This is a genomic window from Roseateles cavernae, from assembly GCF_040187885.1.
Classification (GTDB): Bacteria; Pseudomonadota; Gammaproteobacteria; order Burkholderiales; family Burkholderiaceae_C; genus Roseateles_E; species Roseateles_E cavernae.
In genome coordinates this window covers 1-15,584 of record NZ_JBDPLH010000004.1, presented here as the reverse complement: position 1 = coordinate 15,584, position 15,584 = coordinate 1, and the positions used below count along the sequence as shown (strand labels likewise).

Sequence of the window (15,584 nt, the reverse complement as noted above, 5' to 3'; positions counted from 1 at the left end):
GCTCCGCCGGGCGGCAAGGCCGGGCAGCGGGGCCGGATAGCATGGCAGCGGCGCGCCAGTCGCCGCTACCATGCTGCACACCCGCCAACCCAGCCGAGCGCCCCGCGCCAAGAATCCAAGCCATGCCTCTCAGCACCGCCGACCTGCAAGCCGCCATTCCGACCATCTTCGCCCCCTGGATCACAGCCATGGAGCTCCAGGTGCAGGAGGCCGCACCGGGCGCGGTGCGCCTGCTGATGCCGGTCAAGCGCGAGTATGTGCATGTGGGCGGCGTGATGTGCGGCCAGGCCGCGATGGCGGCGGCCGATACCGCGATGGTGCTGGCGATGATGGCCGAGCTCGGCGAGTTCAGGCCCATGACCACGGTGCAGCTGAACACCAGCTTTCTGCGCCCCATCTCGGCGGACCACTGCCTGATCAGCGCCAAGGTGCTGCGCAGCGGCAAGAGCCTGGCCTTCGGCACGATAGACATCGCCAACCCCGACGGCCGCCTCGCCGTGCAGGCCACCACCACCTACGCGCTGCTCGGATGAGCGTGGACTATCGCACCGCCTTCGAGATGGCGCCTATTGGCCTGATCCTGTCCGAGCGCCGCCAGATCCTGGACTGCAACCACCGCGTGCTCGCGATCTTCGGTGCGCAGCGCGAGCAGCTCGTCGGCCACAGCTTCGAGCTGCTCTACCCCAGCCCGGCCGAGTTCGAGCGCACCGGCGCGCGCATCGTCGCCAGCCTGGACGCCACCGGCTTCTATGCCGACGACCGGGTGATGCGCCGGGTCGCCGGCCCCGAGGGCGGCCAGCTGTTCTGGTGCCATGTCTCGGGCCGCGCACTGGACCCCGAGGACCCGCACGCGAAGGGCATCTGGAGCTTCGAGGACCTGTCGGCGCACCGCCAGATCAAGGCCGACCTGACCGCCCGCGAGCGCGAGATCGCGGCGCTGCTGATCGAGGGCCTGACCAGCAAGCTGATCGGCCGGCGCCTGGGCATCAGCCCGCGCACCGTCGATGTCTACCGCGCCCGGCTGATGAAGAAGTACGAGGCCGCGACCACGCCGGAGCTGGTGCACAAGCTGCTCGTGGCCTGAACCGAGGACCGGCCGTTTCAGCGCTCCATCGTCACCGGGAGCAGCTCGCGGATATAGAACACGCCGTCCCAGTGTCGACCCAGGCCCGCGCCGCCGCCGGTGGGCAGGCCATAGCCGAACTCCATGGACCGCGAGGGCAGACCGGCAAGATCGGCGCGCATCGGTCGCGGCGCGTCCAGGAAGATGAACTCGGCCGGGTTCTGCGCCAGCGCCGCCTCCAGGCTGCGCGGATAGGCCGGCGGCACCGGCTGGACCTGGCCCGAGGCGAATTCGAGGAAGGAACCCTGCAGCGCCGTCGTGTTCAGCACATAGTAGTCGCGGCCCAGTTTCTCGCCCAGGATGTCGCCGGCAAAGCGGTGCTTGGCATCCAGCTTGACGCCCCGGCCCAGATGGATGATGTGGCCCCAGATCACCGCCTTCTTGCCCGGGTAGAGCTGCTGCAGCTGCCACAGCACGTTGTCGGCCATCGCATGGTCGCGCTGATAGTCGCCACGCCACAGGGTCGCGGCCTGGGCCTGCAGGCTGGCCAGGCTGCGGCACAGCAGGCCGTCCTCGCCACGGTGCTTGCCGGCACAGAGCCGGCCGCGCAGCCGCTCGGCCAGCGCCTCGAAGCGCTGCTGCTCGGCGACCGGCGGCGCGCGCCGCTCGAGCGCGAACAGCGCGGCCGCCAGACGCTCGAACAGCGGCCAGTCGGGCTCGGCACCGCCCAGACGCGCCTTCAGCCGCGGCAGCAGCTCGCGCTGGCTCAGCTCGCCGCTGAGCTGGCTGTCTATGCCCGAGAGCAGCAGCGGGCGTGGCCCGGCCTGGCGCTCGTCCAGATAGCGCAGCAGGCTGCGACCGGCATCGCTCTTCGAGTACATGTAGAACACCTTGCCGGGCGCCAGCGCGTCGAGCTTCTCGCCGCGCTGCATGGCCTCTTGCAGCAGCGCGATATCGAACACCCCGCTCTCCAGCAGCAGCACATCGAAGCCCTTGTGCTCGTGCAGATAGCGCAGCAGCCGCAGCCGCAGCTCGAACTCCTCGCGCCCGCCATGGGTCTGCTCACCCAGCGCCACCACCCGCGCCGAGCCGACGGCCGCGCCAAAGGCCTGCAGCTGCGCGTCGCTGATCTCGGCCGGCGTGGCCGCCGGCATCGCCTGGGCATGCCGGCCAACCCAGCTCATCGCCACATCGCCAAAGGCCGGCGCCACCGGCATCGCCGCCAGCAGCGCGGCTGCCAGCCACTGTCTTCGTCCGCTCATCGCCCGTCCTCCGTCTGGATAGACGGCCAGCTTAGAGGGACTGGGTTTAAGAGCGCATTAACGCTGCGGGCCGGCTGCAGCGTCGCGAGGGCCGCAAAACCGACCTGGGACATTCCCTAGGAGCAGACCCCGTCCGGCGGCGGTTTGGCCCCGGTTTATCGGCCTGTTTTCACTGTGAAGAAAGTCACGGCCGGACCCTATTGCGCGCACTGACAAGCCCTGACCCCACCCCCTTGAATGTGGGGGAGTCCGGCGATGTGCGAAGTGCGATGCGCGGCTTATCGTCGGGCCTCGCGGCATGGTGAGCTGCGGCTCAGCGGCCGCAGCAGGGCAGGCAGCGCAAGTTCCGACGACGAGGTCCGCATGGGCAGTACGGGGACCGATCAGAACCGGCGAACGCTTGGTCACGGTGCCACACATATTGCCATTGGTCCCTCGCGGATTCGCGCCCTCACAGGAGCTTGCCTCATGAAACCCATCAAGAAGATCGCCGCGCTGCTCGCCGCAGCCGCCGCCCTCAGCCTGCCTACCGGCGCAATGGCTGGTTTCGTCTGGAACGAGACTGCCCCGGGCGCCGGCGACCTGCTGGGCACGGCCCAGACCACCTATGACAGCGGCTTCAACAGCCTGAGCGGCATCGGCGGCGCGCTGACCGCCAGCGTGCCGGTCGGCGGCAACCCGCGCCACCAGGTTGATCTCTACAAGATCCGCATCAGCGATGCCGCCAGCTTCTCGGCCAAGACCCTAGACACCGGCTTCGACACCGCGCTCTATCTGTTCGACGCCGCTGGCCTGGGCGTCTACACCAACGACGATGACGGCATGGGCCTGACCTCGCTGCTGCCGGCCGGAGACGCCAGCGGACCGATCAGCGACGGCATCTATTACCTGGCCGTCGCCATCGGCGGTTTTGCCGCCCAGGATGCCAGCAGCCTGCCGGTCTTTCTGGCCGGCGGCTTCACCGATGTGCTGGGTGGAGCCCCGGGTGCCGGCGCGCTGGCGGGCTGGAGTGGCTTTGACAGCGGCAGCGAGTCGCCACTGAGCTACTTCATCGAGCTGACCGGCGCCACCAATGCCGAGCTGCCCGAGCCCGGCACGATGGGCCTGTTGCTGGCCGCCGGCCTGGGGCTGTGGGCCTCCTCGCGTCGGCGCGCCCCGCGCACGCCCATGATCGCCGCCGCCTGACGCCACCCGCTTCTGCAACAAGGAGATCTCCATGTTCAGTTCCCGTACCGCAAGACACGCCCTTCTGAGCGCCGCCGCGATGGCAGCCCTGGGCGCTGCCGTCGCCCAGACCCCCTTGCCCAACACGGCGGCAGCGCTCGCGCTGCCCAGCCCGCAAACCCAGCAGCGCAACTCCCTGCTGCGCCAGCAGACCGGCACTGTGCAGGTGGCCGTGCGCCTGACCGATCCGCCGCTGGCCCAGGCGCTGGCGATGAATGCGAAGAAAACCGGCGGCGGCATGACGCTGGCGCAACGCCAGGCCTATATGGCCAGCCTGAAGAGCAAGCAGGACGCCTTGATGGGCCAGATCCAGGCCCTGGGCGGCAAGGAACTGGGGCGCCTGGGCAAGGCCTACAACGCCGTGGTGATCTCGGCCGACGCCGCCAAGCTGCCGCAGATCGCGCGCCTGCCCGGCGTCTCGGCGCTGCGCCCGGTGGTCGATCACCAGAAAGCCCTGAGCAGCACCGTGCCCTATGTCGGCGCCAAGGTGCTGCAGGACCTGGGCCTGAGCGGCCAGGGCGTCAAGATCGCGGTGCTGGACTCCGGCATCGACTACACCCACCGCAATCTCGGCGGCTCGGGCCTGATCTCGGACTTCAATGCCGCCGCCGCCGCCGCTGGCGGCATGGCGCCGGCCGCCCTGTTCCCCAGCGCCAAGGTGATCGGTGGCTATGACTTTGTCGGCGAGACCTGGCCCAACGGCCCGCAGCTCGCCGATCCGAACCCGATCGACGCGGGCGTCGGCTCCGGCCACGGCACCCATGTGGCCGACATCGCCGCCGGTGCCAGCCTGGACGGCCTGCACAAGGGCATGGCACCCGGCGCCTCGCTGTACGCCGTCAAGGTCTGCAGCAGCGTTTCCACCAGCTGCAACGGCCTGGCGATTCTGCAGGGCATCGAATGGGCCATGGATCCGAACGGCGATCTGGACTTCTCCGACGCCGCCGACATCCTCAACCTCTCGCTGGGCGCCAGCTACGGCCAGCGCGAAAACCCCTCGACCGAGGCGATCAGCAATGCCGTGCGTTTCGGCATCGTCGCCGCGATCTCTGCCGGCAACTCGGCGGACCGGCCCTTCATCGTCGGCTCGCCGTCGAACGCGCCCGAGGCCATCAGCGTGGCGCAGACCAGCATGCCCAATGCCGGCGCCATCCCGCTGGTCGTGACCGCGCCGGCCGGCATTGCCGGCGTCTACTCGAACACCGCAACGCTGGACTGGGCACCGATAGGCGCCGGCTTCAGCGGCACGCTGCGGCGCGCCGGCCCGAACGGCTCGGCCAATGCGCTGGCCTGCGAGATGGCGACGACCATCGATTTCACCGGCACCGTGGCCCTGATTGATCGCGGCGTCTGCTCGATCAGCATCAAGGTGGCAAACGCGGCGAACCGCGGCGCGATCGGTGTGGTGATCGCCAACAATGCGGCCGGCGACGCGCCCACCTTCAGCTTCGGTGGCGGTGCACCGATGGTGCCCAGCCTGGTCGTCACCCAGGCCATCGGCAATGTGCTGAAGTCGGTGCCGACCGACACGGCACAGGTCAGCGTCAGCCCTGCCAACAGCATCCCGCTGGCCGGCAGCATGACCGCGACCTCCTCGCGCGGCCCGTCCTACAACTTTGCCGCGATCAAGCCCGAGATCGGCGCGCCCGGCGCCTCGGTCTCGGCGGTCAACGGCAGCGGCAGCGGCACCGAAAGCTTCGGTGGCACCTCGGGCGCAGCGCCGGTGGTTGCCGGCGCGGCCGCGCTGCTGCTGCAGAAGTACCCGAATGCGGCGCCGCCCGAGATCAAGGCGCGGCTGATGAATGCGGCCAACCAAACGGTCTATACCAACCCGGCCACCCAGCCCGGCGTGCTCGCACCGATCTCGCGCATCGGCGCCGGTGAACTGCGCGTCAATGCCTCGGCCGCGCTGACCACCGGCCTCTGGGACGCCAGCAACAGCTACAGCCCGGCCTTGTCCTTCGGCAGCCCGCGTGCCACCGGCATGATGACCTTGAGCAAGAAGGTCGCGGTGCGCAACTACAGCACCACGCCGCGCACCTACACCATCACCCGCAGCTTCCGCTATGCCGACGATGCGGCCAGCGGCGCGGTGGTGCTGAATGCGCCGGCCTCGATAGCGGTGCCGGCCAATGGCACGGCGGCCTTCACGCTGAGCCTGGTGCTGGATGCCTCCAAGCTGCCCGCATGGAACCTCGGTGCGGCTGCCAACCAGGGCAACGGCGCGCTGCTGCAGGGCGTCGAGTTCGACGGCTACATCACCGTGGCCGACGGCACCGACGGGGCCAGCGTGCCCTGGCATGTGCTGCCGCGCAAGAGCGCCAATGTGGTCGCCGCGACCAATGTGGCGCTGGGCGGTGCGGCCGCAGGCAATCTGCCGATCAGCAATGTCGGCGGCGCGGTTTCCGGCCCGCTGGAGATCTTCTCGCTGACCGGCAGCAGCCCGCAGATCAGCAGCCAGCAGCCGGCTTATGGCGGCGGCCAGGCCATCGTGGATCTGCGCGCAGCGGGCGTGCGGGCGGTGGATGTGGGCGGACTCGGCCTGCAGTTCGGCATCTCGACCTATGGTGAGCGTGCGCACCCGGCCTATCCGGCCGAGTTCAATGTCTATGTCGATGCCAACAACGATGGCATCTTCGACGCCGTGGTCTATAACGCCGAGAACGGCACCTTCGCCAGCAGCGGCCAGACCATCGTCTGGGTACAGAAGCTCAATCCGGACGGATCGAGCAATGGCGGGGCGGTGGCACGCTTCTATGCTGCGGCCGATCTGATGTCGGGCAATATGATCATGACCGTGCTGGCCAGCGATCTGGGCGTCACCGATATCAACCAGAAGATCAGCTTCTCGGTCTTCGCCTACGACAACTACTTCACCGGCAGCCAGACCGATGCCATCACCAATATGGTTTACACGCCGGCCACGCCGCGCTTCGCCAGCGGCATCGGCAACTCGCTGGGCGTGCCGGTCGGCTTCAACGGCGCGCTGCCGGTGAACCACAACCCGGCCGGTGCCGCCGCCTCGCCGTCGCAGACCGGTTTGCTGCTCTTGAATGGTCTGGCCAAGACCGGTCGTGAGGCCGATCTGGTCCTGATCAGCCCCTGAGCAACCCTGCTCCCGTGAAAGCCACCGCCGCGGCGGTGGCTTTTTTTCGTCAGGTACGGCGCTGGCCCATGCGCTCGAGCATTTCAAACAAGCCCATGCCCGCCAGCATCGCCGCGACAAAGATCAGCGCCTTGCCCTCCCCCATGCCCAGCGCCACCAGGGCCGGGCCCGGGCAGAAGCCGGCCAGCCCCCAGCCGGCGCCGAAGGCCAGGCTGCCCAGTACCAGGCGGCGGTCGACATCGCGCGCGGTCGGCAGCCGCATGGCCTCGCCCAACCAGGACAGGCTGCGCGAGCCGGCCAGGCGGAAGGCGATCAGCCCCACCGCAATGGCCCCGGCCATCACCAGGGCCAGCGAGGGATCCCAGGCCCCGGCCAGATCGAGAAAGGCGATCACCTTGGCCGGATCGGCCATGCCCGAGATGATCAGGCCCAGGCCGAACACCAGGCCCGCCAAGGCGGCACTCAAGACAACAAGCAGCATCGCAACTCTCCTCAGCCTGCCAGCAGATGGCGCAGCACGAACACGGTGACAAAGCCGGCGGCCATGAAGGCCAGGGTGGCGACCAGCGAGCGCGGCGACAGCCTGGAGAGGCCGCACACGCCGTGGCCGCTGGTGCAGCCGGCACCGTAGCGCGTGCCGACGCCGACCAGCAGGCCGGCCGCCATCAAGGTCCCGGTGCCGGCTTCGATGCGCGGCACCGGCAGCGGCGCGAACAGGCCATAGACCAGCGACGCCCCCATCAGGCCCAGCAGAAAAGCGACGCGCCAGGCCACGTCCCGACGCGCCGGCCGCAGCAGCCCGCCGAGGATGCCGCTGATGCCGGCGATGCGGCCGTTCAGCAGCAGCAACAAGGCAGCGGCCAGGCCGATCAGCGCGCCGCCGGCCAGGGCCGCGCCGGGGGTGAATTGCGTCCAGGCAATCGTGAGAGTCATCGGGCATCTCCTTCGGGACAGTAGAGGCGGTAGAGCGTGGCCAGGATCTGCAGCAGGCTGGGATCGGCCACGCGGTAATAGATGTTCTTGCCCTCGCGGCGGGTCTCGACCACGCCCTCGTTGCGCAGCACGCCCAGCTGCTGCGACAACGTCGGCTGGCGTATGCCCAGGCTGAGCTCCAGATCGCTGACGCAGGCCTCGCCCTGCGAGAGCTGGCACAGCAGCAGCAGCCGGTCCTCGTTGGCCAGCAGTTTCAGCGCCGCCACCGCACGGCCGGCCGCGGCGCGCAGCTGATCCACATCCAGGCTCAAGACTTCGCTCTTCATCGCAGGACCCTTCCCTTCAATTGACAACAATATATATAAAAATATAATGTAATTCAATAGATCGAAAGGACCCTCATGAGCAGCCAGCCGCAGATCCAGGCCTTCTTCGACCCGCAGACCTGGACCGTCTCCTATCTCGTGTCCGATCCGCTCAGCCGGCACGCCGCCGTGATCGATCCGGTGCTGGACTTCGACTTCAAGTCCGGCCGCACCGGCACCGGCTCGGCCGACAAGCTGCTGGCTTGTGTGCGCGATCAGGGCCTGACGGTGGACTGGATCCTGGAAACCCATGCCCATGCCGACCATCTGTCGGGCGCGCGCTATCTGCAGAGCCAGGTCGGCGGCCGCATCGCGATCGGCGAGAACATCCGCCAGGTCCAGGCCACATTCAAGAAGCTCTACAACCTGGAGCGCAGCTTCCTGCCCGATGGCAGCCAGTTCGACCACTTGTTCAAGGACGGCGAGAGTTTCCGCATCGGCACGCTCGAGGTCACCGCCCTGCTGGTGCCGGGCCACACGCCGGCCGATATGGCCTATCTGATCGGTGACGCGGTCTTTGTCGGCGACACCTTGTTCATGCCCGATGTCGGCAGCGCCCGCGCCGACTTCCCCGGCGGCGATGCGCGGCAGCTCTATCGCTCGATGCGGCGCATCCTGGACCTGCCACCGGCAAGCCGTGTCTTTGTCTGCCACGACTACCCGCCCGAGGGCCGCGCTCCGCAGTGGCAGACCACGGTGGCGGCGCAGCGCGCCGGCAATATCCATATGCGTGACGGCATCGATGAGGACAGCTTTGTCGCAATGCGCCGCGCACGCGACGCGACACTGGAAGTGCCGACGCTGATACTGCCCTCGATCCAGGTCAATGTGCGGGCCGGCCAGCTGCCGCCGGCCGAGGACAACGGTGTGTCCTATCTGCGCATTCCGCTGAACGCGCTGCCCACGAGGCCGTGAAACGAGCTTAGGGATGCGCGCCGCCGCCGGCGGTGCAACACTGGGCCACTCGTGAGAGGTGGACGCTATGAGCGAGACGATTGCGGACCTGGTCAGGCAGCGGCGCCAGGCGCTGTATGGCGCCAAACGTCCACCCGGCGGCGAGGGGCTGTGGGGCTTGGCGCTGTCGGGCGGCGGCATCCGCAGCGCCACCTTCAGCCTGGGCCTGGTCAAGGCCTTAGCACGCGGCGGCGCGCTGCTGCGCTTTGACCTGATGTCCACCGTCTCCGGCGGCGGCTATCTGGGCGCGGCGGTGGGCAAGCTGTTCCACCAGGCGCAAAGTCCCGAGGAGGTGGTCGAGACCGCCAATGCGCTGGCCAGCGTCGACAAGCGCTGGCTGGCCTGGTGGCTGCGCGCCAACGGCCGCTACCTGATCCCGCGCGGCCTGCGCGACGCGATCTTTGCGGTCTCGCTGTATCTGCGCAATCTGGTCGCCGTGCATATCGAGATGGGCGTGCTGGGCCTGCTGCTGGGCTGTCTGCTGGCGCTGTGCAATATCTGGGTCTGGCCCTGGCTGCGCGCGGCCCTGCCCGAGGACGCGCTGGCGCGCAGCACGGTCTACGGCGTGCTGGCCTGGCTGCCCACCGTCTGGTTGCTGCTGCTGCCGCAGCTCTTCATCGCCAGCCTGCTGGCCTGCAGCTACTGGCTGCTGCGGGCGCGCCCGCGCGGCGCCTGGCCCCAGGCCACGCACTACCTGCTGCCGCTGCTCTGGCTGGGCCTGGCCGCGGCGCTGTGGCGGCTGCGGCCGCAGGGCGCGGCCAGCGACTGGCCGGCCGCACTGTGGTGGGCCTGGCTGCTGAGTCTGTGTGGCGCGTTGGCCTGGGTGCTGGCCGGCCCCTATGCCGCCTGGACCCGGCATCGGCTCAAGCAGGCCGCCGCCCGGGCCGGCGAGCCCTTCTCGCTGCGCGTCGTGATGGAGCGGGCCCGCCACAGCCTGACCGCCCAGCTGGCCCTGGTCGGCCAGATCGGCCTGCTGCTGGCGCTGCTGGGTCTGATCGACCGCCTGGCCTGGTATCTGGTCTTCGAGGGCAGCAGCCAGGGCTGGTATGGCGCCGCGCTGGTGGGCCTGTCCGGCCTGCTGCGCCTGCTGCTGCCGCGCCTGGTGCCCAGCAGCTCGACGATGACGCCGGCGCTGGGCCTGTCGCTGGCGGTGCTCGGTCATCTGGCCGGCCTGCTGCTGCTGCTGTCGCTGACGATCTGGTGGGTCTCGCTGGCCTATGCCCTGGTCTTCGTGCCGCAGCCCGACGGCATGATTGGCGCGCATGCGCCGCTATGGGCCGGCGGCCTGGCCCTGCTGTGCCTGTCCTATATCGCCCTGAGTGCCTGGAATATCGAGTTCCTGAACCGCTCCTCGCTGCATATGTTCTACCGCGCCCGGCTGGTGCGCAGCTATCTGGGCGCGGCCAATGGCAAGCGCTTCGCACAGGCCAGCGGTCTCAGCAGCGAGCAGGCGCGGCGCTGCCCGCTGGCGGTGATTCCCGATGAGCCCGATGGTGGCCTGCGCGTCGAGGCCATCGATGTGGTGGACCCCGACGACGATCTGGCGATGCGTCGCTATGCGCCCCATCGGCATGGCGGCCCGGTGCATCTGCTGAATGTCTGCATCAACCAGACCCAGGACCCACGCGGCGGCCTGTTCAACCAGGACCGGCGCGGCCTGCCACTGTCGGTCGGACCGCTGGGCCTGGCCCGTGTCGGCCTGCGGCCCTGGCGCCGCGTCGGGCCGCTGCGGGCCATGTCACTGGGCTCCTGGGTCTCGATCTCGGGGGCGGCCTTCGCGCCGGGCCTGGGCGGCATGACGCGCATGGGCATCGCGGTGCTGGCAATGAGCTCGGGCCTGCGCCTGGGCCATTGGTGGGACAGCCGCGGCCTGAAGGACTCGCAGGGCCAGCGCAGCCAGCGCCGGCGGCTGCGCGGCGGCAAGTCGGCCATGGTGCTGGCCGAGCTGTGCGGCCAGTTCGACCCGGACCGCCAGCGCCACTGGTATCTCAGCGATGGCGGCCACTACGAGAACACCGGTGCCTACGCGCTGCTGGTCGAGGAGGCCGAGCTGATCGTGGTGGCCGATTGCGGCGCCGATCCGCGCTACGGCTTCGCCGATCTGGAGAACCTGGTGCGCAAGGCCCGCATCGATCTGCAGACCGACATCAAGTTCCTGCGCCCGGCGGCCAACACCGGCACCGGCGGCGAGGCCGTGCCCGAGTGCTTCGGCTCGCTCAGCGACCTGGCCTCGGCGCAGAGCGTGGCCTGCATCGCGCTGGCCAGCATCAGCTACCGGCGCAGCGGCGCCAAGGGGCTGATGGTGGTGGTCAAACCGAATATCTGCCCCGGCCTGCCGGTCGATCTGATCAACTTCAAGCGCGAGAACCCGGGCTTCCCGCAGCAGTCGACCACCGACCAGTTCTTCGACGAGGCCCAGTGGGAGAGCTATTTCACGCTGGGTGACCAGCTCGGTCGCCACCTGGGCGACAGCATGCTGGAGCGCCTGCCGCAGCTGGCCACGCGCCTGTTCGTGCCCGATGACGGCATGCCGGTGGGCCGCAGCGGCAGTGTGCCGGTGGAGAGGGAATCGGGCAAGGCGGCGGCCAAGGGCAGCACGGAAGCCAAGCCCGGCATGCTCAGCCGCCTGCCCTCGCGCATCGCCGGCCCGGCGGTGGCGACCACGGTGGGCCTGAGCGCGGCGACGACGATAGGCGTCTCGCTATGGCAGGCGCTGGAGGGCTGGCGCGACGACAGCGCCGAGATCGCCCGCGCCGACCGCGCCGCCTACAAGGAAATCTCCGAGCAGTACGGCCGGCTCGACCTGGCCAGCGACAAGGAGGTGGCCGCGCTGGCAGCCTCGGTGCTGCGCGTCGCCGAGACCCTGTGCCCCAGCGGCGAGGCCGGCTGGTTCCAGCGCTCGCCGCTGGCCCAGTGCGTGCTGCAGCACACCGAGCAGCTGTGCAGCACGCGCCGCGAGCGCCTGCCGGTCTGCGCGATGTTTCTGGACCTGCCGACCAAGCGCTGCCTCGACCTGGGCCGGCTGCGCCGCGACAACGAGGCCCAGCCGCGCTACTGGGGGCTGGACCTGAGCCCGCCGGCCCCGAGCTGCCCGCCGCTGGCGGCGATGGCGGCGACGGACAGCGCAAGCGCCGCAGCGCCCAGCCTGTGCGCCGGCAAGACCATCTACACCCAGGTCTACGGTCTAGAGCGCCTGCCCGAGGTGCGCAGCCTCGTCGTGCAGCTGCGCGCGCTGGGCGCCAAGGTTCCGGCCACCGAGGATGTGCTGGCCAGCGCGCAGCGGCGCGGCCGGGTGCCGCCCAGGCCCTATGGGCAGGTCACCGTGATCTATCACGACGCGGCCAGCCTGGCCTGCGCCGCCAGCGTGCAGCAGGCCGGCTGGCAGCTGGCGCGGCTGCCCGAGGGCCTGCGACCGACGCCGGGCGTGATCGAGATCTGGTGGCCGCCGCGCTGAGGCGCCGAGCCGCCGCGATTCAGCCCAGGTTCAGCTCCCAGATCGGCCCGCCGTCATCGATGCGCACATGGCGGCCATAGGCAAAACCTGACCCTGCGAGCGCGGCGGCGGCGTGGCGGCCGGCGGCGCCGACGTGGCCCAGCGCCGCCTGTGCGGCCTCGTCGAGGAAGGGCAGGTACAGGGTCTGGCGCGGCAGCAGGGCCGCCAGATGGCTGGTCCAGGCCTCGCCCCAGCGCTGGCGCGCAGCCGCCGGATCGCCGGCATAGAAGAAGGACCCCAGCCCCTGCCAGAACGGCGAGCGGCCCTCGGCGTCGCGCGGGCCGGCCAGCTCGACCACCAGGCGCTCGCCGTAGCGCGCGCGCTGCGCCGCGATACGCGCCAGCGCGGCCACGATCAGGGCCCGCAGGGCCGCGACCGGCTCGGCGCAATCGGGGGCGTGGGCCAGATCGGCCAACTCGCTGTCGCCGGTATGGTCATTGCCCAGCAGCAGCGTCGCCTGGCTCTGGAACAGGCCCAGCTCGGCCGCCGCATGGACCGCCCGGCCGACGTGATAGCTGTAGCGCGGCAGGCTCAGGCCCAGCCGTTCGCGCAGACGCAGACAGGCCTGCGGCCGGCCGGCCGCATCGGCAGCGATCAGCCAGCACTCGCCGGCCGCCAGGGCCGGCTCCACCGCCACGCCGGCCTGGTTGACCCAGCCGGCCAGCAAGGCGGCATCGGCCGCCTCGAACTCACGCACGAAGCTCATCAGCGCCCTCCCTGTTCTGCTTGGGGATCGACGGGCGTAACCCGCAGCCGCGCGCCCTCGGCCAGGCCCAGCCGGGCGGCCGCCTCGTGGCCGGGCGCGAGCTCCTGCGCGGCCGGCGGCAGCGCTGCCAGCACGGCCCGGAAATCCTCACGCCCGCTGGTGGCGATCAGATGCCAGGCCGGCAGCCCCAGCGTCACCGCGCCGGCGCGCAGCGGCAGCGTGCGGGCATGGCGCACGCTGCGCAGCATCGCCAGACTGGCCTCCACGGTCGGTCCACCATCGAAGATGTCGATATAGGTGTCGGCATCGAAGCCCTCGGCCTGCAGGATCGCAAACGGCAGCTCGCCGACCGGGTGCAGCTGGCCGATGGCCCATTGCGCATCCTCGGGCAGCAGGGCCACATAGACCGGCGAATGCGGCATCAGGTCGGCGATATAGGCCTTGCTGCGCCCGCCGGTCAGGGCCTCGGCCTGCGGGTAGTCCATATTGAAGAAGCGTCGGCCCACCGCGTCCCAGAACGGGCTCTGGCCGGCCTCATTGGCCAGGCCCGGGCTCTCGGCCGCGATGCGGTCATTGAAGCGCTCGATGTGCTGCTCGATGAAGAGCAGCCGGGCGCGCGACAGCAGCTGCGGGGCCAGGCCTTGCTCATAGGCGGGCTCGATATAGAAGGAGGTCAGCAAGGTGTAGCCGGTCAGGTCGTGGCACAGATGCAGGGTGTGCATGCGCTGGCTGACGCCCAGTGGGGCCGAGGCATGGACGACGAACTCGTTGCGATAGCTGTAGAAACGGTCACGAAAGCCCGCGCTGGCGGCGATGCCGCTGCAGCCGACCACGCGGCCGGCCTCGCGGTCCTCCAAGACGAGGAGATAGGTCTCCTCGCCGCTGGCGGCGTCCTGGCTGGCGAAGGCCTCGATCGAGCGTGCAATGCGGGCGCTGAGCTTGTCGCGGTCGCTGGGCAGGGAGCCGATGCCATGGGCGCTGGCGGCGGCGATGCGCTCCAGCGCCGGCAGATCAGCGCCGGCCACCGGACGCAGCAAAAGGGCAAGCGGGTTCATGGCGGGGTCTCTTCCTTTGGGGGCAGGCTGCGCCAGGCGGCGGCACGCTGGCTGCGCTCATCGCGCGGCGTGTGGCCGAAGGAGGCCTTGTAGCTGTTGGAGAAATGCGGCCCGGACGAAAAGCCGCAGGACAGGCCGATCTGCAAAATGGACTGGCTGCTCTGCTGCAACAGCCGGCGTGCGCGGCTCAGGCGCAGCTCCAGGTAGTAGCGCGAGGGCAGCGAATCCAGATGCTGCTTGAACAGGCGCTCGAGCTGGCGCCGCGAGACACCCACCAGCCGCGCCACCTCCTCGGTGGGCAGGGGCTCGGCCAGATTGGCCTCCATCAGGGCCAGGGCCTCGGCCAGCTTGGGGCTGCCGGCGCGCTCGGAGCTGGGCCGGCGCTGGCGCTCGTCGCGGCCGCGCAAGCGCTCCAGGCCCAGCGCCAGGCTCAGCTCCTGCGCCAGGCGTTCGCCATGCAGGCGGCCCAGCCAGGCCAGCGCCAGATCCAGGCAGGCGGTGCCGCCGCCGCAGCTGAGCCGGTTGGCCGCCAGGTTGATCTCCCAGACCTGGCCCGACCAGACCACGGCCGGATAGGCCTCCATCAACGTCTCGGCCAGGGTCCAGTGCACGCTGGCGCGTTCGCCTTGCAGCAGGCCGGCGGCGGCCAGCACGGCGCTGCCGCCGTCGACACCGGCCAGTACGCAAGACCTGACCCCAAGTTCGTGCAGCACGGCCAGCAGGGACTCAGCGCCCGGTGCGCGCTCGCCGGCCAGCACGAACAGCGCATGCCAAGGCAGCTGCGGGTCGAGCGCCTCGGTGATGAACTGGGCGCCGCTGCTCGCGGCCACCAGCCCGCCGCTCACGGACACCGGCTGCGGCCGGTAGTCGGCCTCGTCCTGCAAGTCATTGGCCCGGTAGAACGCCTCCAGCAAGGCACCCGCCGCCAGCGCCGAATAGCCGGGCAGCAACAGCAGGGCAATGGGGCGGGTCGGACTCACCTGCGCGACTCTACTTCAGCCCGCCGCTGAGGAACTGCTGCAGGCGCGGGCTCTGCGGCTTCAGCAGCACCTCGCGCGGATTGCCCTGCTCCTCGACCTTGCCCTGGTGCAGAAACATCGTGTGGGTCGAGACCTCGCGGGCGAAGCCCATCTCGTGGGTCACGACAATCATCGTGCGGCCCTCGGCCGCCAGGTCGCGCATCACCTTCAGCACCTCGCCCACCAGCTCCGGGTCCAGCGCCGAGGTCGGCTCGTCGAACAGCATCACCTCGGGCTCCACCGCCAGCGCCCGCGCGATCGCGACGCGCTGCTGCTCGCCACCGCTGAGCTGGGCCGGGTAGACATCCTTGCGATGGGCCACGCCGACGCGGGCCAGCAAGGCTTCGGCCTTTTCGATCGCTTCGGCCTTGGGCACGCCCAAGACATAGACCGGCGCCTCGATG

At 70.0% G+C, this 15,584-nt stretch carries 14 protein-coding genes; 6 read left to right on the top strand and 8 right to left on the bottom strand.

The window, feature by feature from the left end; all coding sequences use genetic code 11:
* Positions 1–122: 122 nt before the first annotated feature.
* Together ABGI63_RS13530 and ABGI63_RS13525 are read left to right on the top strand one after the other, a co-directional pair.
* Positions 123–533, top strand: a complete 411-nt coding sequence (locus tag ABGI63_RS13530) for a PaaI family thioesterase (protein ID WP_349742919.1) — start codon at positions 123–125, stop codon at positions 531–533.
* Complete coding sequence (locus ABGI63_RS13525; RefSeq protein ID WP_349742918.1) at positions 530–1,084, top strand: LuxR C-terminal-related transcriptional regulator; 555 nt, start codon at positions 530–532, stop codon at positions 1,082–1,084. Before ABGI63_RS13530 ends, ABGI63_RS13525 begins: the two co-directional genes overlap by 4 nt.
* A gap of 17 nt (positions 1,085–1,101) precedes the next feature.
* Here ABGI63_RS13525 and ABGI63_RS13520 read toward each other — a convergent pair whose 3' ends face one another.
* Positions 1,102–2,325: an erythromycin esterase family protein gene (locus ABGI63_RS13520; RefSeq protein WP_349742917.1), complete on the bottom strand. Its 1,224-nt coding sequence runs from the start codon at positions 2,323–2,325 to the stop codon at positions 1,102–1,104.
* A gap of 468 nt (positions 2,326–2,793) precedes the next feature.
* On the opposite strand from ABGI63_RS13520, the gene ABGI63_RS13515 reads away from it, so the two are divergent.
* A complete protein-coding gene (locus ABGI63_RS13515) occupies positions 2,794–3,510 on the top strand; it encodes a PEP-CTERM sorting domain-containing protein (protein WP_349742916.1) in 717 nt (238 codons plus the stop codon).
* Between the two features lie 31 nt (positions 3,511–3,541).
* Positions 3,542–6,655: a DUF8811 domain-containing protein gene (locus ABGI63_RS13510; RefSeq protein ID WP_349742915.1), complete on the top strand. Its 3,114-nt coding sequence runs from the start codon at positions 3,542–3,544 to the stop codon at positions 6,653–6,655.
* Between the two features lie 49 nt (positions 6,656–6,704).
* On the opposite strand, the gene ABGI63_RS13505 is transcribed toward ABGI63_RS13510, so the two are convergent.
* From ABGI63_RS13505 to ABGI63_RS13495, 3 genes are read right to left on the bottom strand one after another with little or no spacing between them, the layout of a single operon-like run.
* Positions 6,705–7,136: a DUF6691 family protein gene (locus tag ABGI63_RS13505; RefSeq protein WP_349742914.1), complete on the bottom strand. Its 432-nt coding sequence runs from the start codon at positions 7,134–7,136 to the stop codon at positions 6,705–6,707.
* Between the two features lie 11 nt (positions 7,137–7,147).
* Positions 7,148–7,588: a YeeE/YedE family protein gene (locus tag ABGI63_RS13500; protein WP_349742913.1), complete on the bottom strand. Its 441-nt coding sequence runs from the start codon at positions 7,586–7,588 to the stop codon at positions 7,148–7,150.
* Positions 7,585–7,914, bottom strand: coding sequence for an ArsR/SmtB family transcription factor (locus ABGI63_RS13495; protein ID WP_262970442.1), 330 nt, complete (start codon positions 7,912–7,914; stop codon positions 7,585–7,587). The genes ABGI63_RS13500 and ABGI63_RS13495 overlap by 4 nt, the downstream gene beginning before the upstream one ends.
* Before the next feature lie 75 nt (positions 7,915–7,989).
* On the opposite strand from ABGI63_RS13495, the gene ABGI63_RS13490 reads away from it, so the two are divergent.
* Together ABGI63_RS13490 and ABGI63_RS13485 are read left to right on the top strand one after the other, a co-directional pair.
* A complete protein-coding gene (locus ABGI63_RS13490; protein WP_349742912.1) occupies positions 7,990–8,868 on the top strand; it encodes an MBL fold metallo-hydrolase in 879 nt (292 codons plus the stop codon).
* Between the two features lie 67 nt (positions 8,869–8,935).
* Positions 8,936–12,361, top strand: coding sequence for a patatin-like phospholipase family protein (locus ABGI63_RS13485; RefSeq protein WP_349742911.1), 3,426 nt, complete (start codon positions 8,936–8,938; stop codon positions 12,359–12,361).
* Positions 12,362–12,380: 19 nt separating this feature from the next.
* On the opposite strand, the gene ABGI63_RS13480 is transcribed toward ABGI63_RS13485, so the two are convergent.
* From ABGI63_RS13480 to ABGI63_RS13465, 4 genes are all read right to left on the bottom strand, one after another.
* Positions 12,381–13,106: an arginine N-succinyltransferase gene (locus ABGI63_RS13480; protein WP_349742910.1), complete on the bottom strand. Its 726-nt coding sequence runs from the start codon at positions 13,104–13,106 to the stop codon at positions 12,381–12,383.
* Positions 13,106–14,161 carry an arginine N-succinyltransferase gene (locus ABGI63_RS13475; RefSeq protein ID WP_349742909.1) on the bottom strand — a complete coding sequence of 352 codons (1,056 nt, stop codon included), beginning with the start codon at positions 14,159–14,161 and terminating at the stop codon, positions 13,106–13,108. The genes ABGI63_RS13480 and ABGI63_RS13475 overlap by 1 nt, the downstream gene beginning before the upstream one ends.
* Positions 14,158–15,141, bottom strand: coding sequence for a GlxA family transcriptional regulator (locus ABGI63_RS13470; RefSeq protein WP_349742908.1), 984 nt, complete (start codon positions 15,139–15,141; stop codon positions 14,158–14,160). Before ABGI63_RS13470 ends, ABGI63_RS13475 begins: the two co-directional genes overlap by 4 nt.
* Before the next feature lie 10 nt (positions 15,142–15,151).
* Positions 15,152–15,584, bottom strand: a 433-nt coding sequence (locus ABGI63_RS13465) for an ATP-binding cassette domain-containing protein (protein ID WP_349742907.1), incomplete at its 5' end; no start/stop codon positions are given.